The organism is uncultured Enterovirga sp., from assembly GCF_964242715.1.
Classification (GTDB): Bacteria; Pseudomonadota; Alphaproteobacteria; order Rhizobiales; family Beijerinckiaceae; genus Enterovirga.
Genome location: NZ_CAXTAZ010000002.1, coordinates 116424 through 141787 on the forward strand (window position 1 = coordinate 116424; position 25364 = coordinate 141787).

The following is a 25364-nucleotide window of genomic DNA, read 5'->3' on the forward strand; positions in this document are numbered from 1 at the left end:
TCCTGTCAGTAGATCCCGGCGACCTCGGGGCGGGCCGGCGGCCGGATATCCATCGGGCGGCGCTCCGGCTCGGGCCGGGCGGGCGCCTCCCCCGCCGCGACCCGTGTGGGGCGAGCGGCGGCCGAGCCGGGAAGAACGGGCTCGGCGAATTCCGGAAGCGGTTTGCGATCGCTCCGGGCCGGCTCCGATCGCCTGATGTCGGCGGGACGAGCCTGTTCCGACAATCCGGCCAGCATGACCCCGCGGGGGCCGGGCGAGATCGAAGCCGGCGTCCCGTCCGAGGTGAGGCTCGCCATCAGCCTCTCGTCGTCGCTGCCCCCGAGCGCAGCCTTGCCGACATACTGGACTCGAACCCGGCCGGTTCCCTTGCGCCGGAAGCCGAGTGCGTCGGCCGCTCGCTCCGACAGGTCGATGATGCGGCTTTGTTCATAGGGACCGCGGTCGTTGACCCGCACGATCATCGAACGCCCATTCACGACATTCGTGACCCGCACGTAGCTTGGGAGTGGCAGCGTCGGATGCGCGGCCGCGATCGAGGATCGGTCGAAGATCTCGCCATTGGCTGTGAGGCGGCCGTGGAAGGCGGTGCCGTACCAGGAGGCCCAGCCCTCCCGGTCATAGCCACGGCCCGGATGGGGCATGTAGGTTCGGCCGGCGACGACATACGGCTTGCCGACCATCTCCCGCCCTCCCCCTTTGGGGATCGGCTCACCCTCCGGGATCACGCGCGGGCTCGATTTCACCCCGTATTTCAACTCGCTGGCGTGACGTCCGGAGACCGTTGGCGAACCGGCGCAATTCGCGACGACGAGCGCGGTCCCGGCAGGCAACCAGGCAGGCGCGGGCCGCCGAGCTCCGACGGGCCTTGGACCCGTCGCTCCATGACGTTCGACCTGCCTTCCGCAGTATCGACCGAACTCGCTTTCGCAACTCACATCTCCGGCGATCAGCGCGGTCTCGACCGCGCGTGCCGGCCATCCCGGCGCCTCGAAGCCGGCACTTTGTGACCGTGACCTTAAGAAATTCCTCGCGATCCGAGCGACCGGCACCCCTGAGCATCTCGCCCTGCGTTCAAGCCTGGGCCTCGACCGTCGTGTGAGCTACTCACTGTCGCGGGCCTGAAGCCGAAATCCCCGTCGAGTAACGTTCCGACCGAAAAAGCCCGCGATCGCAAAGCGATCACGGGCTGACTTCATCCACGACAGGATCTAACGGGGCGGATTGAGCTGGTCGATCGACAGCGCCCCCCTCGCCTTGAATAAGAGGTCGAGGGCTTCCAGCATAAGCTGATGAATTTTCGCCCTTTCCGAATAGGCCATATCCCGCAGCTGATCGTAGACCGGCGGCTCGAGATAGACCGAGAGCTGTTTTGCCCGTTCCTTCAGGGTGCCGCGGGGATTCGAGCCTGCCGCCGGACCGCCCGATGAGAGCTGGACGATTTCGGCGCTCTGCCGGCTCGGAGGCGCCGCGGCGGCGACGATCGAAGCAAGACTGAGCTTAGGCGGCTTTGACATTCTGCAATCCTTGCGTTCGCTTGGCGATCCATGACCAGAGGCTTCGGATCTCGGCGGCCGCCATTCCGGCCGGGTTATACTCGGTGACGCCCTGGCCCATGCCCAGCGCGTCCTGGTGGTCGTTCCGCATGACGATGTTGACGTCCGGGAGGACGCCGAGGACTGCGAGCCCGTCCGCCGCGTCGCGGACGCGGTAGCTCCGCGGCGGCGTCTGGTTCAGCACGAAGGCGAACTTCTTCTCGAGCCGGTAGATGGCGGCCAGCGTCGGCTTGAACGCGCGCAGGTCGGCCGGGGTCGGCCGGCATGGGACGACGCAGAGATCGGCTGCGCGGATGGCCGCGAGGCTGCCCGGGCTGTCGACGCCCGGCGTGTCGATGAAAACATAGTCGAAATCGGATGCGCGCAGCCGCTGCATGATGTCGTCGAGCTGCGTCGCATCGATCTGGGCGACCTCGGGCGTCTCCGCCCTCCGGTGCTCGGCCCAGTCCGTGACCGTCGCCTGACGGTCCATTTCGAGGATGCAGACCGATCGGCCCGCCTCCTGGGCGGCGACAGCCAGCGAGATGCACAAGGTGCTCTTGCCGCTGCCACCCTTCTGGGTCACGAATGTGATCGCCTTCATCGGCGTTCCTTTCTCACCGGGTCACGAAAACCGGCCGGCCGCTTCGGCTCCGCTCGGTTATTCTGGGGGCCTCGGATCATGCGATCCTTGGACCCAAGGACATCATCAGGTGTCGGGCATCATGGTTAACGTCCGGTTAAGCGCGTCGGCGTACCGGCCCGACGATGACCGGAGCCGATGATCCTGTGCGGCGGTGATCCCTGCATCCGGGGATCCGGGTATGGCCGGCTCCTGGCATCAAGGACTGCTGTGATGACGGGATCGGAGGACGCAGAAAGAGCCTGGCTCTGGCCTCCTGCTTCGCCGAGGAAGGCTCCAAGTTTCGACTTCGGCGGAGGCTGTCGGCTAACCGGGGATGGCGAGACCCAGGGCTGACCGCCGCAGCAAAGATCTCGGCGGCCTCACGGCGCGACCTCCCAGGCGGCGGCGAAGTCGATCGTCATGCCGTCGCCTCCGGGATAGGTGCCGTCATACTTGGTGAGCGTGACGAATGCCCCGCCTCCGGCGATGAAGCCGGTGAGGGCTAGCCCGCCGCTCATGTGGCCATGAACCGTGGCCCTGATCGCGGGATAGGCAGCCGGCGGAACGGATATGGTGAGGGGGCCGGCCGTCGTGGGCCCGTTGGTCGTGATCGTGACCATGCCCTGGACGTGCATGACGGTCCCGACGCGCTTCGTGCGAATGGATGCCGAGGCGATACCGGTCAGGGCGCCGCCGGTATTCGCGACGGCCGGCGTGAACGCACTCCACGGCGTGTTGTCGAGGACCGTCGTCGAACCGACCTTGTAATCTGCCAAGGACGCGAAGCTCGCGCCGGTCGAGTTGCCAAAACTGTCCACCTTCCAAAGCGGAAGGCCGTCAGTTCCCAGCACCGCGAAGTCGGCGACGCTCGTGGCCGCCGGGTTGACCTGATGGTCGACCGCAAAACCCCATTTCGGGATCGGGGCGAAGCCGTTCGGGCGGAGGAGGAAGGCTGCCTCGCGGGCACCCGCCGATTTGAAGCCGAAAGCGACGTTGCCCCTCTGGAGATAGCAGGAATTGCCATCCTGATCGATGCCGGCGCAGTCGACGGCCGTGCCACCCTCTTCGACGGAATAGGTCGCCGTGTAGGCGGCGGTCCCGCTCGAACTCGCCTTGGAGTTGATCCGGACCGCGCCCGTCGCTACGTCGATCGACGTGATGGCCGCGAGCCCTCCGGGGATGCCGGGGGCGAAAAGGTACATGTATGGGCGAAGATCGGCCGCGTTCGTGACCCCCGTGATCGTGTAGCTGTCGGCCGTGGTGGTGAGCGTTCCCTTCGTGATGGTGGGCAGGAACGGCACCTTGTTGAAGATGTCGAGTTCGGCGACGACGCCATGGTTCATCTGCGTCCCGGCCGTCATCGCGACGGCAACGCCGGTCGCGCTGCCGGTCGCATTCTTCGACGCCGTGATCGTGTTCGCGACCGGATCGATGTCCTTCACGTAGGTCCCGGCCGGGAACAGCGAGGTGGCGTAGGCCGCGCCCGTGAAGAGCAGTTGCCCATTCGGCATGATGCCGTTCGTCGAGGCGACGCCCGTGATCGTGGCGCTGCCCGACGTGACGTTGCCGGTCGTCGAGAAGGAGTTCAGGAACAGCGCCGGCAGGTTCACCCACTGCTTGTCCTGCGGATTGATGTAGATCCGCCCGGACGCAGGCGTGACGCCACCCACCTGACGATATCCGCCCGCGTTGATCTGATACCAGCCGGCGACGGTGATCTGCGTGACGCCGCCCGAGCCATTCACCGTGACCGCGGTCACCTGCCCGTTGATCGGCGGATCGTCGGCCGTCCGGAGCCACATCCCTTTCTTGATGAACAGCGATGACGTCTGCACGATCGGGGCGCTCGGCGTGAAGGTCGTCGCCGTGAAGGTGCCGACAGCCATGCCCATCAGGGGCTGGCTGTCGGCGGAACTGCAGATCGCCGCCGCACCGTTCTCGTAATAGCCGGCGACCTGGGACGGATCCGTGTAGCCGGAGACGCAGCCGGACCGGGACGAGCCGACCGCGAACATGCCGGTGCTGCCCGTCGTCATGTTGCCGTAGGGATGGGGCAGACCAACCGTCATCGTGCCGTTCGGCATGAACATGCCGTTCTGTCCGAGGTAGCCGGCGTCGTAGAAGCCCGTTCCCCCGATCCCGCTCAGATGCGCCGGATAGGGACCTGCGAAGGGGTTGGCCCCGCTCGGGCCGACGAACATCTGCCCGGGGGCGACTTTGAGCGGGTCGGTCGCGAAGGGCAGCCCGCCGCCAAGGGTCGCCCGCACGAAGGCCGTGGTGGCGGCGCGGTCCGAATTGTCGTTCGCGGCCGGAGTCTGGTAGCGCGGCGGTGCAAGCGGCTGGGCCTTGACGACCGACCCGGTGAGTGCAACCGCGGCTGCGGCAGCGAAGGCCAGAAGATGGGAGTTCATGACATCACCCCTCAGGAGCGGGAGAGAAGGCGCGCGTTCCGCCGGACCTGCCCGCGGAAAGGGGGCCGCGGTCGGCAGGAGGGACAGTCCGTTCGTGTCGGTCAAGGAGGTTGGTTCGTCGTCGCATCCCGGCGCCGCCGCGACGGTTGACGCCGCTCTTCGCGGGGCCATAGACAAGATCGTCGGCTGACGGGTCGAAACCGGTGGCGAGCGAAAGTCCCGATCGGGCCGGTGGGCCCCGAACCTCGTGGTTCCGGCATTTGGAAGGGTGGCCGAGCGGTTTAAGGCAGCGGTCTTGAAAACCGCCGTGGGGGCGACTCCACCGTGGGTTCGAATCCCACCCCTTCCGCCATTTCTCGATACGGGCTGTTCCAAGCCATTCTGCCCGCCCCGATACAGCGGGAGAGAGTGGCGTGATCGTATCGATGGCAGCTAGGCTCGACTTGGTTCGCCGATCTCTCCCACTTGCGTGAACATTCGTGCGACACGTCACGTTCCTCGCTCCAGCGAGCCCGAATGCCGGCTTCTTCTCGCAGATCGCCGCCTTTCGCCTCGCCCTCACCCGCCTTCGCTGGACGAATTGGCGCCCGGACCTCCGCGTCTTTTTTGGCGGACCAGTGGATATGGACGCCTTTCGCCGATGGCATGCCGCATTGAGCGACGTGGAATTGCTGTTTCTCAAGCAACGCGACTTCGAACAGCACGGCTATTTCGCCCAGGGCGACACCAGGCTGTGGTCAGCGCCGGTCGATACGGACGTCGTCGTGCTGGTGGACGCCGACACCATGCCGATCGGCCCTTTGGAGGAGATCCTGGATCGGGTGTTCGAAGAGCGGGCTGTGGCGGGGACCGTCGCTCACTTCTCCTTCCCGACAGGGACAGGGCCGGCTTCGATGGGCGATTGGATGTCTCTCGCGGCCGGCCTGATCGAGCGGCCCCTCAAGTTCGACCACACATACACTCTCGCCTCTCCCGACGAGCCGGAGCGTGCGAAAGGTCCCTTCTACGTCAATTTCGGCGTCGTCTTCATTGCAGGGTCGATCCTGCCGCTGTTTCGAGCCCGCTACAGGGCCCTCAGGCAATCAGCAGCGGAGCGCATGCATGATCCCTATTTCTCGGCGCAAGTTGCTCTCACCCTGGCGGTCACGGACCTCGACCTCAACGCGATCCCCTTGCCCTTGACCTACAACTTTCCAAACGATCCCAGCGCTGATGCGCGATACCCCGACGCTCTCGCTGATATCCGCATCCTGCACTATCTTCGACCGGACGTCGTCGACCGGAACAGGATCTTCACAGGTGCGGACGCGTATTCGGAATTTCTCGGCCAGGACCTCAGCGGCAGCAACCTGATGCTACAGCGTTTTGTCCGCGACAACTTCGGTTCCGAGTTCCCGTTTCAGCTCGCCTGAGTGGCGGCAACAGGCTGGCCCAGGAACGCCCTGAGAGCACCTGCGATTGCGTCCTGATCGGCATCGTCGATGTGCGGGCCGATGGGAAGGCTCAACATCTCGCGAGCGAGCCGCGTCGCAACCGGCGGCGGCGACGCTTGGCCGAGGCCCGCGATGGCCGGCTCGTAATAGACCCGCGTCTCGTAGCCGACCGACGCCAGGGCCGCTTTTGCGGCGCCGGCATCCGACCCCGGGAGCCGAACCGGAAGAACCTGCCAGGGAGGCGAGCCGGGATCGTAGGGCAGCACGGTTCCCGGCATGTCGAGGAGTTCCGAGAAACGCCGCACTTGCCTCCCGCGCCGGGCAAGGCGCTCAGCGTGCCCGGCGAGCGCTGCGCGACCGACGGCAGCGTGGAACTCGCTCATCTTGCCGTTCACGCCCCACCGCAGATCGCCCTTTCCTCGACCGAGCGCGAAATTGGTGACGTTGCGGATTTCGGCGGCGAGTCCAGACTCCGCGATGACGGCCCCGCCCTCGCCTACGCCGAGCGGCTTCGTCGCGTGGAAGGAGAACACCTCGGCCACGCCGGCGTCCCCGGCGGGTTGGTCGCGGCCTGTTCGCCCGCCAAACCCGGCCGCCGCGTCGACGATCAGCGGCAAGCCCCGGACTCTGGCGATGGTCCCGATGCCGTCGAGGTCGCGAGAAAGCCCGAATGGACGCACATGGATGATGGCCGCGACGGAGTGCTGGTCCAGCACCCGGTTGAGCTCCGCCGGATCCATCTCCCAGCTTCGCTCGCACACATCGACCACGATGGGGTCACATCCGGCCTGATAGACAGCGCTCGCCGTCGCGGGAAAGGTGAAAGCAGGGATGGCGACCAAGCCTCGGACGTTCATCGCCAGCAGGGTCGCGGCCAAGCCCACCGTGGCATTCGCGACCGTCACGACGTCCCGACGGGTGCCGAGAAACGCCTTCAACTCCGCTTCGAAGATGCAGGAATTGGGGCCGAAATTGCTGTAATAGCCCGCATCGTAGCTCAGGCGGAGAAAGGGAAGCCAAGCTTCCGGGCTGGGCACCTCCGGATACACTAAGCGCTTCATCAGCCTGTTCCCCGTCCCGCAGGCAGCGGCTCGGCGCTGGCTCATGTTCCGTTCGAGCGGTAGCCTACCACGGCGACCGCCCAAGGACCGAGACGGTTGGCTCAGGAGCACCCGGTCGTGATCACTTACGGTGGTTCGTATCTCAACGAGGACGCATTGCGGGCGCTTGGGATTGCGAGCGTGGGCCGCAACGTAGCCGTCCACAGCACCTGCGTGATGGTCGGCCTCGATCGACTGTCGGTCGGCAGCAACGTGCGCATCGATCCGTTCACCTGCCTCATCGCAGGCTCGGGATCGATCAGGATCGGCGATCATGTGCATATCGCCGGATACGTTTTCCTCTCGGGCGCCGCAGGTCTGGTGATCGAGGACTTTGTCGGCCTGAGCCGCGGCGTTACCGTCTACACGAGGAACGACGATTACAGCGGAGCCGCCCTTACCGGCCCAACCGTGCCGGAGAAATACCTCGCGATAACATCGGGTCCCGTGACGATCGGGCGGCACGTCGTTCTGGGAGCATCGACGATCGTATTGCCCGGACTCGTGATCGGAGAAGGCGCGACCGTCGGCTCGCTCTCGCTGGTCAAGCAGGACCTCGCGCCCTGGGGCATCTATGCCGGGGTTCCCGCTCGCAGGCTGCGAGATCGAAGCCGCGCCATGCTGGAGCGCGAGGCCGACCTCCTGCGCGAGGAACGACTTGTCGGCGCCGCCGCGCGCCCAGGTGATGAGATTCTAGATGGGTAGCGCAGTCACCCAAGGCCTTCGACGCCGCCGATAGTCGAGCTGGCCGCGTCAGGCTTGGCTCGTGCGGTCCCCCGTTCGCCAGACGGGCATTGCCGGCTGACCTGCTCGTTCGGCCGACACCTGCGCCAGATCCGGGTCGGGTCGGACCTCACGTCTTCGTGCGCCCGCCTGATGATCCAGTACCGACCCGGAACATGCGGCCGGTCCGATCTTTGACCGCAGAAGCCGCGATCGCTCTCGGAATAGCGTCGAGTGCAGGCGGACACGATCACACAAATGGAGGCCTTGATGCCGGTTCCCGGCGACCTTGACGTAAACCGGCGTGCCGTAATGGCGGGTACGGCTGCCTCCGTGGCGGTTGCCGCCGCCGGCGCCTCGTCCAGCGCAACGGCTCAGCAGGCCAACTCGGTGCTTCCGACGATGGCCCGCGTGTCTGTCAACGTGAATGGAAGGGCGCAGGCGCTCGACCTCGACACGCGAACGACGCTGCTCGACATGCTGCGCGAGCACCTTCACCTCACCGGCTCCAAGAAGGGCTGCGACCACGGCCAGTGCGGCGCCTGCACGGTGATCGTGGACGGCGTGCGGATCTATTCCTGCCTGACGCTCGCCGTGATGCACCAGGGCGGCGAGGTCACGACGATCGAGGGACTTGGCACGCCCGACAATCTCCATCCGATGCAGGCGGCCTTCATCAAGCATGACGGGTACCAGTGTGGCTACTGCACCCCCGGGCAGATCGTGTCGGGCGTGGCAGTGCTCGGCGAGATCAAGGCCGGCATCCCGAGCCACGTAACGGCCGATCTGACCTCGCCCGTGCGTTTCAGCGAGGCGGAGATCCGCGAGCGGATGAGCGGCAACATCTGCCGGTGCGGCGCCTATTCCAACATTGTCGAGGCGATGACCGAGGTTGCCGGACCGCAGTCGACCAGGAGGCAAGGATGAAGCCCTTTACTTATGAGCGCGCGACCACGCCGGCCGAGGCGGCGGCAGCGGTTGCGCGCACGCCCGGCGCCAAGTTCATCGCCGGGGGAACGAACCTGCTCGATCTGATGAAGCTTCAGATCGAGACGCCGACGCATCTTGTCGACGTGAACGGGCTCAAGCTCGACATGATCGAGACGACGGCGGACGGCGGTCTTCGGGTCGGCGCCCTCGTCAGCAACACCGATCTGGCGGCGAACGAGCGGGTGCGGCGCGACTACGGCGTTCTTTCCCGTGCGACGCTGGCCGGCGCGTCCGGCCAGCTCCGCAACAAGGCGACCACCGCCGGCAATCTCCTGCAGCGCACGCGTTGCCCGTATTTCTACGACACCGCCCAGCCCTGCAACAAGCGCGAGCCGGGCTCGGGCTGTTCGGCGCTCGGCGGCGTCAGCCGAGGGCTCGCCGTAATCGGGTCGAGCGAGGCGTGCATCGCCACCAACCCGTCCGACATGGCGGTGGCCATGCGGGCGCTCGACGCGACGGTGGAGACCGTGAAGGCGGACGGCGTGACGCGATCGATCCCGATGGCCGAATTCCATCGTCTGCCGGGCGACACGCCGCATATCGAGAACGCGCTCGACAAGGGCGAGCTGATCACGGCGGTGACCCTGCCGAAACCTGTTGGCGGAAAACACATCTACCGCAAAGTGCGCGACAGGGCCTCATACGCATTCGCCCTCGTCTCGGTCGCAGCCATCGTCCAGAAGGACGGATCCGGGCGCGTCGCGGTCGGCGGCGTCGCCCACAAGCCCTGGCGCGTCGAGGCGGCCGAGTCCCAGCTTTCGCGTGGCGCAAAGGTGGCCGCTGCCGCGATGCTCGACGGCGCGAAGCCCACTCACGAGAACGCTTTCAAGATATCGCTCGTTGCGCGGACGCTGAGCGCCGTGCTGTCCGAAGCGAGGGCCTGAGCCATGAAGTTCGACACTCCCGCCACGACCAACCCGATCGACCAGCTCAAGGTGATCGGCAAGCCGACCGATCGCATCGAGGGAAAGTACAAGACCACCGGCACCGCGCCATACGCCTATGAACGCCACGATGTGGCGCCCAATCAGGCCTACGGTTTCGTCGTCGGGTCGGGGATCGCCAAGGGCCGGATCAGGGCCATGCATCTGGACGAGGCCAAGCGAGCGCCAGGCGTTGTGGCGATCGTGACGACGCTCGAGACGCCCCGCCTCGAGCGGGGCATACAGAACGCGGCCTATTTGTTCGGCGGCGCGGAGATCCAGCACTATCATCAGGCGATCGCGGTGGTCGTGGCCGAGAGCTTCGAACAAGCTCGCGCCGCCTCCTTCCTCATCCGCGTCGACTATGCTCCGGAAGCGGGGAAGTACGATCTGGCGGCCGAGGCGCCGCGGGCGGAGCCCGTCGCGGCCGATAGCGGCGAGGGCAGCGGCGGCGGGCCGGAGGAACGGGTCGGCGACTTCGAGGCCGCGTTCGCGGCGGCGCCGGTGAAACTCGACGAGACCTACACCACACCGGACGAAAGCCACGCCGCCATGGAGCCCCATGCGACCGTCGCGGCCTGGGACGGCGACAAGCTCACGCTCTGGACGTCGAACCAGATGATCGCCTGGGGCAAGGGGAGCATCGCCAAGATCCTCGGCATCCCGGCCGAGAACGTGCGGCTCGACTCCCCCTATATCGGGGGCGGGTTCGGCGGAAAGCTGTTCATCAGGGCCGACGCCGTGCTTGCGGCGCTGGCTGCCAAGGCAGCGAGGCGGCCCGTCAAGGTCGGGCTCACCCGCCCGTTGATCGCCAACAATACGACGCATCGGCCGGCGACGATCCAGCGCATTCGGATCGGCACCACGCCGGACGGCAAGATTACGGCGATCGCCCACGAGAGCACCTCCGGCAACCTGGCTGACGGCAAGCCGGAGACGGCAACCCAACAGACCAAGCTTCTTTACGCGGGCGCAAACCGGCTCGCCGTTTTGAAGCTTGCCCATCTCGATCTGCCGGAAGGCAACGCGATGCGGGCGCCGGGCGAAGCGCCGGGCCTGATGGCGCTCGAGATCGCCATGGACGAAATGGCCGAACGGCTGCGTCTGGACCCAGTCGAGTTCCGCATCCGCAACGACACGCAGGTCGACCCGGAGAAGCCGGAGCGGACCTTCTCCCAGCGAGACCTGGTGGGCTGCCTTAAGCTGGGGGCGGAACGGTTCGGCTGGTCGAGGCGCAACGCCCAGCCCGGGCAGACCCGGGACGGAAACTGGCTCGTCGGCATGGGTGTGGCTGCGGGCTTCCGCAACAATCTGCTGCAGAAGTCCGGCGCCCGCGTCCGGCTCGATGGACGCGGCATCGTCACTGTCGAGACCGACATGACCGATATCGGCACCGGGAGCTACACCATCATCGCCCAGACCGCGGCGGAGATGATGGGCGTGCCGCTTGACAAGGTGGTGGTCCGGCTCGGCGATTCCGATTTCCCAGCCTCCGCCGGGTCAGGCGGGCAATGGGGCGCCAACAGCTCCACGGCGGGCGTCTATGCGGCCTGCGTCAAGCTGCGCGACGCCGTTGCCCAGAAGCTCGGCTTCAACTCGGCCGACATCGTCTTTTCGGACGGCGAGGTTCGCGCCGGCAACCGCCGCGCTTCCCTGGCCCAGGCGGCGGCGGGCGGCGAGCTCACGGCCCAGGACCACATGGAGTATGGTGACCTCGCCAAGAAGCAGCAGCAATCTACCTTCGCAGGGCATTTCGTCGAGGTCGGGGTCGACGCCTATACGGGAGAGACGCGCGTCCGGCGCATGCTCGCGGTTTGCGCTGCCGGTCGGATTCTCAATCCCAAATCGGCCAGGAACCAGGTGATCGGCGCCATGACCATGGGGGTCGGAGGTGCGCTGATGGAGGCACTCGAAGTTGACACGCGGCGTGGGTTCTTCGTCAACCACGACCTTGCCGGCTACGAGGTGCCGGTCCATGCCGACATCCCGCACCAGGAGGTCATCTTCATGGACGAGACGGATCCGATGTCGTCGCCCATGAAGGCGAAAGGCGTCGGGGAACTCGGGATCTGCGGCGTTGGTGCCGCGGTCGCAAACGCGATCTACAACGCGACCGGGATCCGTGTGCGTGATTACCCGATTACGCTCGACAAGCTTCTTGACCGGATGCCTGACGCGGCGTAAGGCGAGAGAGGCAGGGCTGACGCGTGGGCGTGTTTCGTGTCGCCAACGGCGTTACCCTGACGGAGGCACTTCGTGTCCGGAGACGCTGAGGACAGCGCCCGTACGGCGGTCAGTCAGCCCTTGGCGGCACCATTGAGCTCGTTTTCCGACTGCCTCACTTGAGGAATTCGGGCGCGAATAGTCGCGGCAGAAACAGGGCAATCTCCGGGAACACGATCAACGCTGCGAGCACGACGAGCATCGGTGCCAGCATGATCATCGTGTCCTTGATGGCGTAGCGCAGCCGCACTTTCGCGACAGCGCAGGCGACCATGAGGCAGAGACCATAGGGCGGCGTCACGAGGCCGAAGGCGAGGGAGACGATTGCCACGATGGCGAAGTGGATCGGGTGCATGTCGACGGAGCGCGACAGCGGCTCCAGCGTCGTACCGACGATGATGATGGCCGGGATCGCGTCCAGGAAGCAGCCGACGACCAGGAACACGAAGGCGATGAAGAAGCCGACGCCGATCGGTCCCATGCCCCAGGCCGTGACGTTCGACAGGAGCTCGCGCGGAATCTGGTAATAGGCCAGCATCCAGCCGAAGGCCGAGGCCGTGCCGACGCAGAACAGGGCGACGGCCGACAGGCGGCCGGTTTCCAGCAGCGCGCTGTAGAGCTGGCTGAGCGACATCTCCCGGTAGAAGAAGATCGACAGCAGCGCCGCATAGATCACCGCCACGCAGGCCGATTCCGTTGCGGTGAACCACCCGAGCAGGATGCCGCCAACCACGATGAACGGGGTCAGTAGGGCAGGGATCGAGACGAAGATCGCGGTGAAGAACTCGCGAAGCGTCGCCCGCGGATAAACCGGATAATTGTATTTCTTGGCGTAGACGTGAACGGTCGCCATCTGGGCTCCGGCGATCAGGAGCCCCGGGATGATCCCGGCGAGATAGAGCGCTCCGATCGAGACCGAGATCACGCCTCCCCAAACGATCATCAGGATCGAGGGGGGAATGATGACGGCGAGCACGGCGGAGACGGCCGTGATGGCGATCGAAAAGGAGAGGTCGTAGCCCTCCCGTGTCTGCGCATCGATGAAGATCTTGGATTGGCTCGCCGCGTCGGCGGTCGACGAGCCAGAGATGCCGGCGAAGAACACCGACAGAATGACGTTGATCTGGGCGAGCGCGCCGGGAAAGTTTCCGACCAGCGCCCGTGACAGCCTCACCAGACGGTCCGTGATGCCGCCGATGCTCATGAGATTCGCCGTGAGCAGGAACAGCGGCACAGCCAGCAGGATGAACGAATTGTAGGCCTTGAATGTCTCGTTGAAGAGGACGAGCGGCGACAGGCGCTCCTCGACGAGGAGAAGAGGTAGGCAGGACAGGCCGAGCGCGAAGGCGACCGGCACCCGCACGATCAGGAGCGCGAAGAACACGCCGAACAGGATCAGCGCCGCCATGCCGGGCGAAACAGCGGCTTGCGTCATCGGGAACTCCAGCCCGTCGAGGCCTGTAGAAGGATCAGGAAAAGCATCATTCGGCGGTTCGTCCGGGCACCAATCCCGTCTCGGGCTGGGGCGTCTCGGGCGTGAGCGGAGCCTGGCCGGTGAGCGTGCGCCAATCCTCCACGAAAGCCTCGCCGAGGAACAGGATCCAGGTCGCGCCAGCCAGCGGCCACGCCAGGAAGATGAAACCCATCGGCAGGTCGGCAAGTTCGGAAGTCTGGTACCAGCCGAACATCAGGAACCGGCTTCCCCAATAGAGGAAGACGAGCGCGAAGATCAGAACGAACAGATGCGAGCCGATGCGCAATACGGCTCCGGCGCGCGGACCGAGATCGGGCCAGACATCCACCTCGAAATGCGTGCGCTCTCGGAGGCCGACCATCGCGCCGATCATCACCATCCAGATGAAGAGGAAGCGCGACAGTTCCTCCGTCCAGATATAGGCCGGAAACAACTGCGTGTAGCGGGACAGGACCTGAAGCGAGATCGGCACGATCAGGATCGCGACCGAAGCGACGAGTAGCCACGTCAGCAGCTTGTAATAGGCGTCGATGATCGAGCGCATGGATGTTGCCTCCGCGGCGGAGCCGGCGCCGCGGCCGTCGGTCCGAGAACGATCAGGTGACGGCGTTCAGCTGCTCGAAGATCTTGTCGGCGCCGATTTCCTTGGCATAGGCCGCGATGACCGGATCCACGAGCTTCTTCATCGCGTCACGCTCGGTGAAGGCGATGCGCTTCAGCTTGCCCGCCTTTTCCAGCGCATCGATTTTCTGGCCGTCCTCCGAGGATTCGACCTGCCGCCCGTAGGCACCCGCCTCCTTGCCGGCTTTCACCACCGCGGCCTGCAGCTCGGCAGGCAAGCGCTTGTAGGTCTTTCCCGAGAAGCAGATCGGCCGAATCGTGATGGCGTGCTCAGTCAGGAGGAGATTGGGGCCCACCTCGAAGAACTTCATCGATTCGACGCCCGCGGCCTCGTTCTCGCCGGCGTTGATCACGCCGTTCTGGATGGCATTGTAGATCTCGTTATAGGCGATCACGGTCGGAGACATGCCGATCGCCGTGAAGGCGCGGCTCCAGATCGGGGCACCCTGCACGCGGACCTTGAGGCCCTTCAGCTCGGCCAGGTTCTTGGCCGGCTTGTTGGAGAAGATGTTGCGGACCCCGCCGCCACCGTAGCCGATCAACATGACGTCGGCCTTCTGCGCGATCTCGTCCGCCACGGGCTTCAGGATGTCGGCGTCGAGGACCTTGTTCCAATGCGCGAGGTCGCGGAACAGAAAAGGGGCATCGATGAACGGGGCGGCTCTCGAGAAGGTCGACATGTGAGCCGGCGAGACGATCCCGTAATCGACCGAGATGCCCTGGTTCATGTAGGCGAAATAGTCTTTCTCGAGGCCAAGCTCGCTGTTCTTGTGCAGGACGAAGTTGATGGGCTTCCCGAAATAGGTCTGAGTCAGCTCGGCGAACTTGGCGAGCCCCTTCGTGAAGGCGTGGTCGTCGTTGAACTGCGACGCTCCGTGAAGCGTGACCTGGGCCTGCGCCTTGACGAACGGGGCTGCCAGACCGACGGCGGAGAGCGCCAATCCGCCCGCGAGAACATCACGCCTTCTCATCGTCGTTTTCTCCCGGTGACCCTTCTGACGAGGATCGTTCCCGATCTATCGCAGAAAGGTCAGCCCGCGCCAACCGGCCGCAAGCGGTTTGGAGCCCGCGCGAGGGACAACAATCACCGAAGACTAAGGAATGCCGCCCACGACGTCCTCGCCAGCCACCGCCGCTGATCGACTGTTCGATGTCCAGGGCCAGCGTCGAAGCCGCGCCTCCATGAAGAGAGAGGGCCACGAGGACGGCAGAACCCCGCGGCTCACGGCGAAACTCTCAACCCGCAGCCTATTTCTTCTTGGACGCCAACTTCTCGGCAGCTTCGTTGAGCTTCGCTCGGTTTCCGCCGATCTTGTCGATGAGGCCTTGTGCCTGCTCGACGGCAATCCCGTGCTTCCTGGCGAAATAGCGGACCTCGTAGGGTTCCTCGGCCGCCACCGTGGCCCGGTCACGCGCGCCCCGCTTCGTCTTGTCGTCAGCCATCTGCGGTGTCCTCCTACCGGGAAGACTTGCGGCACGACGAGATCGAGCCAATCGAAACTGTCATCTCTCATTCACGTGACTTTGCGCCGTTCGGCAGCGCCGCTGCGCCGGCATCCGAGCCCTGTGTCCGGGACAGGCCGGCCATCCCGACGGCTGCTGGCGCCTTCCGCCATGCTCGATTATGCCTCGCCGAAAGAGGCAATGCTCCCGGGAGGAGACGACGATGGCGAACCTGGACCGACGGGCGATCCTTGCCCTCTCGCTCGCGGGCGCGACCGGCCTGATTGGGTCGGCGCAAGCAGCCCCGGCAGGCTATCCCGACGGCTACCGCGATCTGGTCGCCCAGGCCGAGCGGGAGGGCAGCCTGCTGATCTACTCGATCATGTCGCCCGAAAACTGGCGGCCGGTGATCGAGGGCTTCAACAAGGTCTATCCCGGGATCAAGGTCGAGACGCTCGATCTTCCGGCCTCCCGCGAGAGTTTCGAGCGCTACCTCGCCGAGAAGAGCACGAATAGCCGGACGGCCGACCTGATCGCGACGGCCGATCCCGGCGGATGGATCGACTTCCAACGCCGGGGCGAGATCCTCGATTATGCGTCCCCGGAAGCCAAGGTGTGGCCGGATTGGTCGAAGCCTTTCCCCGGACTCTACACCGTCTCCTCCGACCCGATGGCGCTGATCTGGAACAACGCCCTCGTGCCCGAAGCCAAGCGGCCGAAGAGCTTCGCGGATTTTCTCGCCCTTTCGCTCGCGAACGAGCGGCCGTGGAAGAACAAGATCACGAGCTACGGCGCCCATCAGACGACGTTCGGCTACGGCATCTACTACGCCTTCGTGAAAAAGCACGGTGACAAGGCGTGGGAGTGGCTCGCGGAACTCGCGAAGGTCCAGCCCCGCTTCGAACGCTCCGGCGGCCCGATGACCGAGAAGGTCACGTCCGGCGAATACGCGGCCGGCTGGTTCGTGTCCGCGATCACCTTCTGGCCGCGGCTTTCCGATCCGGCGCGGGCCAAGATCCTCGGCTGGAGCTTCATCGCCGACGGCCAGCCCGTGATCCTGCGCGGCATCGCGGTGCCGAAGGGGTCGAAGAACGTCGCGGCCGCGAAGCTGATGCTGGACTATGTCATCTCCGAGGACGGGCAGCGCGCCTTCGGCCGGGGCGGGCTCACCCCGGCCCGTCCGGGGATCCAGCCCGGCGAGGGCATTCGGCACACCTATTCGTCGATCGCGAGCCTCGTCGGCGAGCAGAACATGATCTACATCGGCTACGACGAGGACGCGCTCCGCGACTACGACGCCTTCCTGGTCCGCTGGAAGCAGACCTTCAACATCCGCTGATCCCGTGGCGGTCACCTTCTCCCTGGGGACGGCTGCGCCCGACAAGGCGCCGCGCCCGCTCCCCTTGCGGGACATATCGATCCAGTACGGGACGGCGCTGCTGACGGTCGCGCTCGTGGCGGCCCCGCTTCTTCCCGTCCTCTACCAGTCCTTCCTTGACGGTGCCCTCTACGATTCGGGACAGCAGCTGACGCTCGGAAATTTCCGCCGGCTCTTCGGACTCGACGGGTTCGGGCTGGTCGTCTGGAACACGCTCGTCTTCGCGGGGCTGACCACCGTGATTTCGCAGGTGCTCGGCACCCTGGCAGCGCTCCTCTTCGGCCGGACCGACATGCCCGGGGCGCGGCTCTTCGGCGAGCTGTTCCTCTGGCCGATCTACCTGTCCGCGCTCGTTCTCTCCTTCGGCTGGTACACGGTCTACGGGCCGGCGGGCTACCTGACGTTGCTCGCCCAGGAATGGCTCGGCGGCGCTCCCTGGGACCTCTACACGCTCTCCGGCATGGCGCTGATCGCGGGCGCCTCGCAGGCGCCGGTCGCGTATATCTATTGCATGGCGTCCGCATCGATCACCGATCCGTCTCTCGAAGAGGCGGCCCGGATCGCCGGAGCCGGCACGCTCCGGACCGTGTCGCGCATCACATTGCCGCTCCTCATGCCGGCCATCGCCTACAGCGCCGTGCTGAACTTCACGGTAGGGCTCGAACTCCTGGCGATCCCGCTCGTCTTCGGCGACCCGGCCGGGATCACGGTGCTGACCACCTTCCTGTACAATAACGGCGTCGCCTCGGCCCGCCCCGACCACGGGCTCGTCGCGACGGCGGCCCTCCTGATGCTGGCGGTCGTGTGCGTCCTCGTCTGGCTCCAGGGGCGTTTTCTAGGCAACACGCGCCGCTTCGTGACGCTCGGCGGCAAGGCGACCCGTCCGCGCCCGTTCCGGCTCGGGCGCCTGCGCTGGCCGCTCTTCGCGGCGTCTCTCGCCTATATCGGGCTGACGGTCGCGGCCCCGATCGGGGCGCTCATCCTGCGGGCCTTCACGAGCCTGCTCTCGCCGATGGTGGCGATCGGAGAGGTGCTGACGCTCGGGAATTTCACCAGCATGCTGGAATACCCGGTCTATATGCGCTCGATCTGGAATTCGCTCCTGATCAGCGCGATCGGCGGCGTCTTGGCGACCGGGCTCGTCGCCCTCATCGCCACGATCGTGCTCCGATCCGAGTTCCGCTGGCGCGGCGGGCTGAACTACATGGCCCTGTTCCCGCGCGCGGTCCCCGGCGTCGTCGCCGGGATCGGCTTCTTCTACGCCTTTGCGCTCATGCCCGGTTTCGGCGGCATCCGGAACACGATCTGGGTGCTGATCCTCGCCTTCACGATGCATTACATCCCGGTCGGCCTCGGCGCGGTCGCGCCCATGCTGATGCAGATGAGCCCCGACCTCGACCGCGCGGCCCGAGTGCAGGGGGCGGATTGGTGGACGGCCACGCGCCGGGTCGTTTTTCCGCTCATGCGCCCTGCCCTGGTCGCCTGCCTGACGATCCTGTTCATCACCTTCTTCAAGGAATACACGACAGCGATCTTCCTCTTCGCCCCGGGCAGCGAGGTAATCGGCACGACCCTTCTCCAGGCCTGGACCCAAGGCGAGGTGGGTCTCGTATCGGCGCTGGCCGCGGTCCAGATCCTCGTGATCGCGACCTGCGTCGCCCTCGCCCGCGCCGTCTTCGGAGTGCGGCTGCATGGCTGAGCTGAGGATCGAAAATCTCGCCAAGACGTTCGGCGCCGTGCGGGCGGTCGAGGATTTCGACCTGACGGTCGCGGACGGCGAGTTCGTGACGCTGCTCGGCCCGTCCGGCTGCGGGAAGTCGACGACGCTCGGAGCTATCGCCGGGCTCGAGGCGCCGACCTCGGGCCGCATCACAGTCGGCCGCACCGTCTATTTCGACGCCTCCTGCGGCATCTTCCTGCCGCCGGAGGCGAGAAATTGCGGGCTCGTCTTCCAGAGTTACGCTCTGTGGCCGCATATGCGCGTGCGAGACAACGTCGCGTTCCCCCTCTCGCTCCGCAGGGTCGGGAAGGCGGAGCGGACGCGCCGCATCGAAGAGGCGCTCGCCCTCGTCGAGATGGAACGCTATGCCGACCGCTACCCGCACGAGTTGTCGGGCGGCCAGCAGCAGCGGGTCGCGCTTGCCCGCACGCTGGTCTACCGGCCCGAAATCCTGCTCCTCGACGAGCCGCTCTCCAATCTAGATGCGAAGCTTCGCGACCGCGCCAGGACCTGGCTTGCCGAACTCCGGACCCGGCTCGGCCTGACTACGATCTACGTCACGCACGACCAGGTGGAGGCGCTCGCGCTCTCTGACCGCATCGTGGTGATGAATGGCGGCCGCATCGCCCAGATCGGCGCGCCGCAGGAGATCTACGAGCATCCGGCCGACGGCTTCGTGGCGGACTTCATCGGCACGACCAACTTCCTGACCGGAGTGGTCGCGGGCGCGCCGGTCACGGCCGGCGAGATAGCCGTGACGCTGCCGGGTGGCCAGCACGTCCGGCTTCTCACCGACAAGCGGCCCGATTCCGGCGCGACCGTGACGCTCGCTTTCCGGCCCGAGCAGATGCGGATCGTGGCCGAGGGTCAGGGCGGGCCGGACGGCTCCGTCGTCAGGGCGCGGGTTACGAGCCGGTCCTATGTGGGCGGCCGCTGGCAGCTTGCGCTCGACCTCGGCGGAAGCGCGCTTCGCATCGACACCGAAGAGCCGACGAACGCCCCCGAACTCGACCTCTGGCTGCCCATTTCGGGCGGCATCCTGTTTCCTGGACCGTCACATGTCTCATCCCCCTGAGCCGAGCCGGGAAACCACCAGCGAAAGCCTGCCGCGGGCCGATTACGAGCCCGACGCGGCCCCCGGACCGCTGAAGGGCGTGCGGGTCGTCGACCTGTCCCGCCTTGTCGCCGGCAACCTCCTCACGCAGCATCTCGCGGATTTCGGTGCCGACGTGATCAAGGTCGAGCCGCGCGATGGCGACACGCTGCGAGGCTGGCGCGTGAACGGCGTCGAGACGACCTGGAAGGTGCATTCGCGCAACAAGCGCAGCCTCTGCCTCGACTTCCGGCACGCCGACGCGGTGCCTCTCATCCGCAAGCTCGTGCCCGGCGCGGCCATGCTGATCGAGAGCTTCCGGCCCGGCACTTTGGAAAGCATGGGCCTCTCGCCGGCCGAGCTGCATGCGCTCGAGCCCCGGCTCGTCATTCTGCGGATCTCGGGCTGGGGCCAGACCGGACCCTACCGGCGCCGGCCGGGCTTCGGCACGCTGGTCGAGGGATTTTCGGGCTTTGCCGACATGAACGGATTTCCGGATCGGGAGCCGGTCCTGCCGCCGATGTATCTCGCCGACGCCATCTCGGGTCTCACCGGCGCCTTCGCGGCCATGGCGGCACTTCGCGAGGTCGAAGTGAGTGGCGGCAAGGGCCAGGTGATCGACTTGCCGCTCCTCGACCCGATCTTCAACTCGCTAGGGCCCCAGGCCGCGAATTACCGGCTCACCGGCCAGACGAAGGCGCGCAGCGGCAGCCGCTCCACCGGATCCGTGCCCCGCAACGTGTACCAGGCCAAGGACGGCGGCTGGGTCTGCCTCTCCGCTTCGACCCAGGGCATGGCCATGCGGGTCCTGCGCTCGATCGGCAGACCCGAACTCTGCGATGACCCACGCTTCAGGACGAACGAGCAGCGGCTCGTTCATGTGGAAGAGCTCGACCGCATCATCGGAGACTTCGTGGCGGCCCGCACCATGGACGAGAATGTCGCCTTCTTCGAGGAAGCCGAGGTGACGATCGGTCCCGTCAACGACATCGCCCACTTCATCCGCGACCCTCACGTCCGAGATCGCGCCCTGCTCGCCGATTACCCGGATGCCGACATGGGATCCTTCCCGATGCATGCCGTTCCGGCGCGGCTCTCGGAGACGCCCGGGACCATCCGCACGCCGGCGCCTCGCCTTGGCGAGCAGACGCGCGAGATCCTGGGCGAGGCCGGGCTCGCGCCGGACGAGATCACACGCGCCCTCGCCTCGGGGCTCGCCAAGGAGACCACGCCCTCATGAGCATGACGAGCCGATTCCCGGTCTGGCGCTCCGCGCTGTTCGTGCCGGCCAATGTCGAGCGTTTCGTTGCGAAAGCGACCGAACGAGGCGCGGATGCGCTCATCATCGACCTCGAGGATTCCATTCCGCTTGGCCAGAAGGAGGCGGCGCGCGCTCTCGTGCCGGACATCGTCGCACGCTTTCGGGCGACGGGCCGGTCCGACGTGATGGTCCGGATCAACCAGCCGCTGGAACTCGCGGTCCGCGACCTCGAAGCGGCCGTGATCGCGGGCGTCGACGCGATCAAGATCACGAAGGTGGAGGGCCCCGAACATGTCCGGCTCCTGGACGAGATGGTTACCCGGCTCGAAATCGCCCGCGGACTACCGCCCGGCCGGATCTGGTTCATCGGCCTGATCGAGGCTCCGGGCCCCCTCGCCCGCGCCTACGAGATCGCTCGCTCGACGCCACGGCTCGCCGGCATCTCGCTCGGCTCGGAGGATTACGCGACCGCGATCGGCGCCAAGCCCTCGGAGGACACCATGCTGATGCCGAAGCAGCAGATCGTTCAGGCCGCGACCGCAGCCGGCATCCTGCCGCTCGGCACGATCGGCTCGGTCGCAGACTTCTCGGACCTGGAAGGCTATGCCCGCATCGTCCGGCGCTCGGCCGATTTCGGCCTGGTCGGCTCGGCCTGCATCCACCCGTCCCTCGTGCCGATCCTCAATGCGGGTTTCAGCCCGTCGGACGAGGAGGTTCGCGACGCCGAGCGCATCGTCGAACTCGACCGCGAAGCAGCCGCATCCGGGCGAGGCTCCTTCGCCGTCGACGGCAAGATGATCGACATCCCGATCGTGCAACGGGCCGAGGCGCTCCTCGCCCGCTCGAGGGCCATCGCGGCGCGGACGACTTAGCGGACAGAGCCGCCGAGCGCGTCTACCCCTGACGGTCTGGTCCCGACCGTTCCGAACGGGCTTTCGTGGTGGGTCGGCAGCGAAGCAGGCCGACGATGTTCCCGTCGACCGTTTCCCATGCATGCAGGCCGTCGCGGTCAAATTCCGACCGCCGCAGCCAGCCATGGCTGGCAGGGTCGTCCAATTCCACGATCTCCAGGCGGTCCGCTGCGCATACAATGCGGCGTAATTCGGCCCTGAACTCGTCCGGCACTCGGATTCTCCCTCCCAGAATTGGGAGGTACGGCCCATGCGTCGAGAGGTTTCAAGGTGCCGAGGTCCGTGCGGCCCCGTCCGCAACCGGTGTGGCATTGCGCCGTCCGGGACGGCAAGGCAGCCTGATACTGCCGCGGACCACCGGCACTCGCACACGACGCCGCCACGGCCCGAAGCACGATAGCTGACCAGCCCTAGCCTGGCGGAGCAGCGGGATCGCGCCGACCTTACTTCAAAGTCGGAACGGGACGCTCCGATCCTGGTCGCCTGATCGGCGCCCACTGGCCAATGCGTGAGACGATCGTGACGCGGGCATCACCCGCGGCGAGGTTGCGCGAAGACGAACCCCGCGGCCAAGCCTGCGGTGGTCGACCGGATCGAGCGGGTGGCGGTTAGCGCGCGCCCTGGGCGTCGGTGAATTGACGCTCGACGGCTTTCTCACCGTCTTTCAGAGCATCCGCCTCGCTACGATACTGCTTGTCGGACCGCTGGGCGAGCTTGCCCTGCTTGCGGATCGTCCATTCGAACAGGCCGGGCTTCTGCGAGGGCTGGACTTCGAGGGTGTAGGGGTGGTGTTTGTTCGCGTTCATGCCTCTGCTATGGCACGAAGACGAGGCGCTTGCACCCCCTCTTTGCCGCGCCACCTTGGCGCGCGTCGCTCTCCAGAGACGAGATCCCGCCATCCCCGCGGCATGCCGGCCCTTCCTTTAGGCCCCTGGGTAGCCTATCTCGGCGGCTTCAGCTCCGACGCTTCGTGCTTGCGCCTCGTACCTCTGTGTCCGGTCGGCTGTGGCCACTGCCCAAGAGCACCCGGATCACTGCATGAACGCCGTCGCCCCCAAAATCTCCTTCGTGTCGCTCGGCTGCCCGAAGGCCCTGGTGGATTCGGAGCGGATCATCACGCGTCTGCGAGCCGAGGGCTACGAACTGACGAAGCGTCATGACGGCGCCGACGTCGTGGTCGTCAACACCTGCGGTTTTCTCGATTCCGCCAAGGCCGAGTCGCTCGGCGCGATCGGCCAGGCCATAGCCGAGAATGGCCGGGTGATCGTGACCGGCTGCATGGGCGCGGAGCCGGAGGCCATCCGCGACCGCTATCCGGGCGTCCTCGCGATCAGCGGGCCGCAGCAATATGACAGCGTGATGGCCGCGGTGCACGAAGCCTCGCCGCCGAAGCACGACCCCTTCCTCGACCTCGTTCCGCCGCAGGGCGTGAAGCTCACGCCCAGGCATTATGCCTATCTTAAGATTTCCGAAGGCTGCAACCATCGCTGCTCCTTCTGCATCATCCCGAAACTTCGGGGCGACCTCGTGAGCCGCCCCGCGGGTGACGTGCTTCGTGAAGCCGAGCGCCTCGCCAAGGCCGGGGTCAAGGAATTGCTGGTTGTCTCACAGGATACGAGCGCCTACGGCATCGACGTCAGGTACCAGGAGAGCTTGTGGCGCAATGGGCCTGTGAAGGCTCGGTTTTTCGATCTGACCAAGGCTCTCGGAGAGCTCGGGATCTGGGTACGACTGCACTACGTTTACCCGTACCCACATGTCGACGAGGTAATCCCTCTGATGGCGGAGGGTCGCATCCTCCCCTACCTTGACATCCCCTTCCAGCATGCCTCGCCGACCGTCCTGAAGGCCATGCGCCGGCCGGCGCATGGCGAGCGCACGCTCGAGCGGATCCGGAAATGGCGCGAGATCTGTCCCGACCTCGCCATCCGGTCGACCTTCATCGTCGGCTTCCCGGGCGAAACGGAGGAGGATATGAGCTTCCTGCTCGACTGGCTGAACGAGGCCAAGCTCGATCGGGTCGGCTGCTTCAAATACGAGGCGGTTCGAGGCGCACCTGCAAACGATCTCGGCTCGCCGGTTGCTCCGGAGGTGGCGACGGTGCGCTGGAACCGGTTCATGTCCGCCCAGCGCGACATCAGCCGCAAGCTCCTCGCCCGCAAGGTCGGTCGGCGGCTCCCGGTGATCATCGACGAACCTTCCGGGCCCGTGGCACGGGGCCGGTCGCGCTACGAGGCGCCGGAAATCGACGGCGTCGTCCACGTCACGTCGCGGCGCCCGCTCCGCCAGGGCGATATCGTGACCGTGAAGGTTGAGCGCACCGACGAGTACGACCTCTACGGCGCCGTGGTCTGAGCGTCATTCCGGGGCTTGCGAAGCAAGAACCCGGAACCCACGGCTCGCGACGGCCGGGGGATGTCTTCCGCATCGCGCGCCCTTCCGCGGGTTCCGGGTTCCGCTTGGCGGCCCCGGAATGACGAGAGCCGACCCTACGGCGTCATGATGATCGCACCCGTCGTCTCCCGGCCCTCGAGTGAGCGGTGGACGGCCTGGGCCTCGGCGAGCTTGGCGCGCTTGTTGATCGCGATCTTCACCGCACCCGAGGCGACGACGCCGAACAGGTTCTTCGCCATGTCGTCCAGCCAGTCGCGGCGTGACGTGAAGGTGTTGAGCGTCGGCCGGGTCACGTAGAGCGAACCCTTCGGCGCGAGGACGCCGAGATCGAACGGCTCGACCTTGCCGGAGGCGGAGCCGAAGCTCGCCATCACGCCGAGCGGCGCAAGGCAGTCGAGCGAGCCCTGGAAGGTGGTCTTGCCGACCCCGTCATAGACGACCGCGCATTTCTTGCCCCCGGTGATCTCGGCCACGCGCTCGGCGAAATTCTCCTTGCGGTACAGGATCACATGATCACAGCCATTCTGGCGCGCGACCTCGGCCTTATCCTCGGTCCCGACCGTGCCGATTACAGTTGCCCCAATGTGCTTCGCCCATTGGCAGAGGATCAGGCCGACGCCGCCCGCGGCGGCATGCATCAGGATCGTGTCGCCCGCCCGCACCGGATAGGTGCGATGGAGAAGGTATTCGACCGTCAGGCCCTTCAGCATCATGGCCGCAGCAGTCTCATCCGAGACCCCGTCCGGCAGCTTGACGACATTCGCGACGGGCACGTTCCGCTCCGCCGCGTAGCAGCCGAGCGCGGCCACATAGGCCACCCGATCGCCCGTCGCGAAGCCGGTCACGCCGTCGCCGAGCGCGGTGATGACGCCCGCGGCCTCGTTGCCGGCGATGAAGGGCATAGTGGGCGCCTGATACGCGCCGCTCCGGAAATAGGTGTCGATGTAGTTGACCCCGATCGCGGTCTGCCGGACGCGCACCTCTCCCGCAGCCGGCGCGGGTAGGTCGATCTCCTCGTAGGTCAGCACCTCGGGACCGCCATATTGATGCACCCGGACTGCCGCGACCATTCTTCCGCTCCCTTTGAACTCGCCGGATGATTAGGAGGA

The 25364-nt window shown here is 66.2% G+C and carries 22 protein-coding genes and 1 tRNA gene; 12 read left to right on the forward strand and 11 right to left on the reverse strand.

The window, feature by feature from the left end; all coding sequences use genetic code 11:
* Positions 1–5: 5 nt before the first annotated feature.
* The 4 genes from ACFE87_RS01980 to ACFE87_RS01995 form a co-directional block, all read right to left on the reverse strand.
* Complete coding sequence (locus ACFE87_RS01980; RefSeq protein WP_375457930.1) at positions 6–830, reverse strand: septal ring lytic transglycosylase RlpA family protein; 825 nt, start codon at positions 828–830, stop codon at positions 6–8.
* A gap of 378 nt (positions 831–1208) precedes the next feature.
* Positions 1209–1514: a ribbon-helix-helix domain-containing protein gene (locus ACFE87_RS01985; RefSeq protein ID WP_375457931.1), complete on the reverse strand. Its 306-nt coding sequence runs from the start codon at positions 1512–1514 to the stop codon at positions 1209–1211.
* On the reverse strand, positions 1498–2136 hold the full coding sequence (locus ACFE87_RS01990; protein WP_375457932.1) for a division plane positioning ATPase MipZ: 639 nt from the start codon (positions 2134–2136) through the stop codon (positions 1498–1500). Before ACFE87_RS01990 ends, ACFE87_RS01985 begins: the two co-directional genes overlap by 17 nt.
* Before the next feature lie 401 nt (positions 2137–2537).
* On the reverse strand, positions 2538–4568 hold the full coding sequence (locus tag ACFE87_RS01995; protein WP_375457933.1) for a hypothetical protein: 2031 nt from the start codon (positions 4566–4568) through the stop codon (positions 2538–2540).
* A gap of 262 nt (positions 4569–4830) precedes the next feature.
* Between ACFE87_RS01995 and ACFE87_RS02000 the strand changes: the two genes are divergently transcribed.
* Positions 4831–4920, forward strand: a tRNA-Ser gene (locus ACFE87_RS02000).
* Positions 4921–5047: 127 nt separating this feature from the next.
* Positions 5048–5980 (forward strand): hypothetical protein, encoded by a 933-nt coding sequence (locus ACFE87_RS02005; protein WP_375457934.1) that lies wholly within the window; start codon positions 5048–5050, stop codon positions 5978–5980.
* Here the strand turns inward: ACFE87_RS02005 and ACFE87_RS02010 are convergent.
* A complete protein-coding gene (locus ACFE87_RS02010) occupies positions 5968–7062 on the reverse strand; it encodes a DegT/DnrJ/EryC1/StrS family aminotransferase (protein WP_375457935.1) in 1095 nt (364 codons plus the stop codon). The two genes, ACFE87_RS02005 and ACFE87_RS02010, sit on opposite strands and share 13 nt — an antisense overlap.
* A gap of 96 nt (positions 7063–7158) precedes the next feature.
* Here ACFE87_RS02010 and ACFE87_RS02015 point away from each other — a divergent pair, with 96 nt between their 5' ends.
* The 4 genes from ACFE87_RS02015 to paoC all read left to right on the forward strand — a co-directional run bounded on the left by ACFE87_RS02015 (position 7159) and on the right by paoC (position 11921).
* Positions 7159–7806 carry an acyltransferase gene (locus tag ACFE87_RS02015; protein WP_375457936.1) on the forward strand — a complete coding sequence of 216 codons (648 nt, stop codon included), beginning with the start codon at positions 7159–7161 and terminating at the stop codon, positions 7804–7806.
* 288 nt (positions 7807–8094) lie between these two features.
* Positions 8095–8751, forward strand: coding sequence for an aldehyde dehydrogenase iron-sulfur subunit PaoA (paoA, locus tag ACFE87_RS02020; protein WP_375458001.1), 657 nt, complete (start codon positions 8095–8097; stop codon positions 8749–8751).
* Complete coding sequence (locus ACFE87_RS02025; RefSeq protein WP_375457937.1) at positions 8748–9698, forward strand: FAD binding domain-containing protein; 951 nt, start codon at positions 8748–8750, stop codon at positions 9696–9698. Before paoA ends, ACFE87_RS02025 begins: the two co-directional genes overlap by 4 nt.
* Before the next feature lie 3 nt (positions 9699–9701).
* Positions 9702–11921, forward strand: a complete 2220-nt coding sequence (paoC, locus tag ACFE87_RS02030) for an aldehyde oxidoreductase molybdenum-binding subunit PaoC (protein ID WP_375457938.1) — start codon at positions 9702–9704, stop codon at positions 11919–11921.
* 154 nt (positions 11922–12075) lie between these two features.
* On the opposite strand, the gene ACFE87_RS02035 is transcribed toward paoC, so the two are convergent.
* The 4 genes from ACFE87_RS02035 to ACFE87_RS02050 form a co-directional block, all read right to left on the reverse strand.
* Positions 12076–13395 carry a TRAP transporter large permease gene (locus ACFE87_RS02035; RefSeq protein WP_375457939.1) on the reverse strand — a complete coding sequence of 440 codons (1320 nt, stop codon included), beginning with the start codon at positions 13393–13395 and terminating at the stop codon, positions 12076–12078.
* Positions 13396–13441: 46 nt separating this feature from the next.
* Positions 13442–13978: a TRAP transporter small permease gene (locus tag ACFE87_RS02040; RefSeq protein WP_375457940.1), complete on the reverse strand. Its 537-nt coding sequence runs from the start codon at positions 13976–13978 to the stop codon at positions 13442–13444.
* A gap of 52 nt (positions 13979–14030) precedes the next feature.
* Complete coding sequence (locus ACFE87_RS02045) at positions 14031–15026, reverse strand: TRAP transporter substrate-binding protein (protein WP_375457941.1); 996 nt, start codon at positions 15024–15026, stop codon at positions 14031–14033.
* 277 nt (positions 15027–15303) lie between these two features.
* Positions 15304–15498, reverse strand: a complete 195-nt coding sequence (locus tag ACFE87_RS02050) for a DUF3606 domain-containing protein (RefSeq protein ID WP_375457942.1) — start codon at positions 15496–15498, stop codon at positions 15304–15306.
* A 223-nt stretch (positions 15499–15721) separates the two neighbouring features.
* On the opposite strand from ACFE87_RS02050, the gene ACFE87_RS02055 reads away from it, so the two are divergent.
* Genes ACFE87_RS02055 through ACFE87_RS02075 form a run of 5 tightly spaced genes read left to right on the forward strand, consistent with a single transcriptional unit; the run spans position 15722 to position 21822 of the window.
* Positions 15722–16837, forward strand: coding sequence for an ABC transporter substrate-binding protein (locus tag ACFE87_RS02055; protein ID WP_375457943.1), 1116 nt, complete (start codon positions 15722–15724; stop codon positions 16835–16837).
* A 4-nt stretch (positions 16838–16841) separates the two neighbouring features.
* A complete protein-coding gene (locus ACFE87_RS02060) occupies positions 16842–18575 on the forward strand; it encodes an ABC transporter permease (RefSeq protein WP_375457944.1) in 1734 nt (577 codons plus the stop codon).
* Complete coding sequence (locus tag ACFE87_RS02065; RefSeq protein ID WP_375457945.1) at positions 18568–19671, forward strand: ABC transporter ATP-binding protein; 1104 nt, start codon at positions 18568–18570, stop codon at positions 19669–19671. Before ACFE87_RS02060 ends, ACFE87_RS02065 begins: the two co-directional genes overlap by 8 nt.
* Positions 19655–20929, forward strand: a complete 1275-nt coding sequence (locus tag ACFE87_RS02070; RefSeq protein ID WP_375457946.1) for a CaiB/BaiF CoA transferase family protein — start codon at positions 19655–19657, stop codon at positions 20927–20929. The genes ACFE87_RS02065 and ACFE87_RS02070 overlap by 17 nt, the downstream gene beginning before the upstream one ends.
* A complete protein-coding gene (locus tag ACFE87_RS02075; RefSeq protein WP_375457947.1) occupies positions 20926–21822 on the forward strand; it encodes an HpcH/HpaI aldolase/citrate lyase family protein in 897 nt (298 codons plus the stop codon). Before ACFE87_RS02070 ends, ACFE87_RS02075 begins: the two co-directional genes overlap by 4 nt.
* A gap of 647 nt (positions 21823–22469) precedes the next feature.
* Here ACFE87_RS02075 and ACFE87_RS02080 read toward each other — a convergent pair.
* Positions 22470–22667: a hypothetical protein gene (locus ACFE87_RS02080; protein WP_375457948.1), complete on the reverse strand. Its 198-nt coding sequence runs from the start codon at positions 22665–22667 to the stop codon at positions 22470–22472.
* A gap of 232 nt (positions 22668–22899) precedes the next feature.
* Between ACFE87_RS02080 and rimO the strand changes: the two genes are divergently transcribed.
* The gene (gene rimO / locus ACFE87_RS02085) at positions 22900–24216 is read left to right on the forward strand and encodes a 30S ribosomal protein S12 methylthiotransferase RimO (protein ID WP_375457949.1); all 1317 of its coding nucleotides are present in this window, start codon (positions 22900–22902) and stop codon (positions 24214–24216) included.
* A 134-nt stretch (positions 24217–24350) separates the two neighbouring features.
* On the opposite strand, the gene ACFE87_RS02090 is transcribed toward rimO, so the two are convergent.
* A complete protein-coding gene (locus tag ACFE87_RS02090; protein WP_375457950.1) occupies positions 24351–25325 on the reverse strand; it encodes a quinone oxidoreductase in 975 nt (324 codons plus the stop codon).
* Positions 25326–25364: the final 39 nt, after the last annotated feature.

Bases quoted from the DNA above. Each gene is read 5' to 3' on its own strand.
- paoC (WP_375457938.1), top strand. From the start codon at position 9,702: ATGAAGTTCGACACTCCCGCCACGACCAACCCGATCGACCAGCTCAAG.
- rimO (WP_375457949.1), top strand. From the start codon at position 22,900: ATGAACGCCGTCGCCCCCAAAATCTCCTTCGTGTCGCTCGGCTGCCCG.
- ACFE87_RS02025 (WP_375457937.1), top strand. From the start codon at position 8,748: ATGAAGCCCTTTACTTATGAGCGCGCGACCACGCCGGCCGAGGCGGCG.
- ACFE87_RS02090 (WP_375457950.1), bottom strand. From the start codon at position 25,325: ATGGTCGCGGCAGTCCGGGTGCATCAATATGGCGGTCCCGAGGTGCTG.
- ACFE87_RS02075 (WP_375457947.1), top strand. From the start codon at position 20,926: ATGAGCATGACGAGCCGATTCCCGGTCTGGCGCTCCGCGCTGTTCGTG.
- ACFE87_RS02050 (WP_375457942.1), bottom strand. From the start codon at position 15,498: ATGGCTGACGACAAGACGAAGCGGGGCGCGCGTGACCGGGCCACGGTG.
- ACFE87_RS02070 (WP_375457946.1), top strand. From the start codon at position 19,655: ATGTCTCATCCCCCTGAGCCGAGCCGGGAAACCACCAGCGAAAGCCTG.
- ACFE87_RS01985 (WP_375457931.1), bottom strand. From the start codon at position 1,514: ATGTCAAAGCCGCCTAAGCTCAGTCTTGCTTCGATCGTCGCCGCCGCG.
- ACFE87_RS02010 (WP_375457935.1), bottom strand. From the start codon at position 7,062: ATGAAGCGCTTAGTGTATCCGGAGGTGCCCAGCCCGGAAGCTTGGCTT.
- ACFE87_RS02080 (WP_375457948.1), bottom strand. From the start codon at position 22,667: ATGAACGCGAACAAACACCACCCCTACACCCTCGAAGTCCAGCCCTCG.
- ACFE87_RS02055 (WP_375457943.1), top strand. From the start codon at position 15,722: ATGGCGAACCTGGACCGACGGGCGATCCTTGCCCTCTCGCTCGCGGGC.
- ACFE87_RS02065 (WP_375457945.1), top strand. From the start codon at position 18,568: ATGGCTGAGCTGAGGATCGAAAATCTCGCCAAGACGTTCGGCGCCGTG.
- ACFE87_RS02035 (WP_375457939.1), bottom strand. From the start codon at position 13,395: ATGACGCAAGCCGCTGTTTCGCCCGGCATGGCGGCGCTGATCCTGTTC.
- paoA (WP_375458001.1), top strand. From the start codon at position 8,095: ATGCCGGTTCCCGGCGACCTTGACGTAAACCGGCGTGCCGTAATGGCG.
- ACFE87_RS02040 (WP_375457940.1), bottom strand. From the start codon at position 13,978: ATGCGCTCGATCATCGACGCCTATTACAAGCTGCTGACGTGGCTACTC.
- ACFE87_RS02045 (WP_375457941.1), bottom strand. From the start codon at position 15,026: ATGAGAAGGCGTGATGTTCTCGCGGGCGGATTGGCGCTCTCCGCCGTC.
- ACFE87_RS01990 (WP_375457932.1), bottom strand. From the start codon at position 2,136: ATGAAGGCGATCACATTCGTGACCCAGAAGGGTGGCAGCGGCAAGAGC.
- ACFE87_RS01995 (WP_375457933.1), bottom strand. From the start codon at position 4,568: ATGAACTCCCATCTTCTGGCCTTCGCTGCCGCAGCCGCGGTTGCACTC.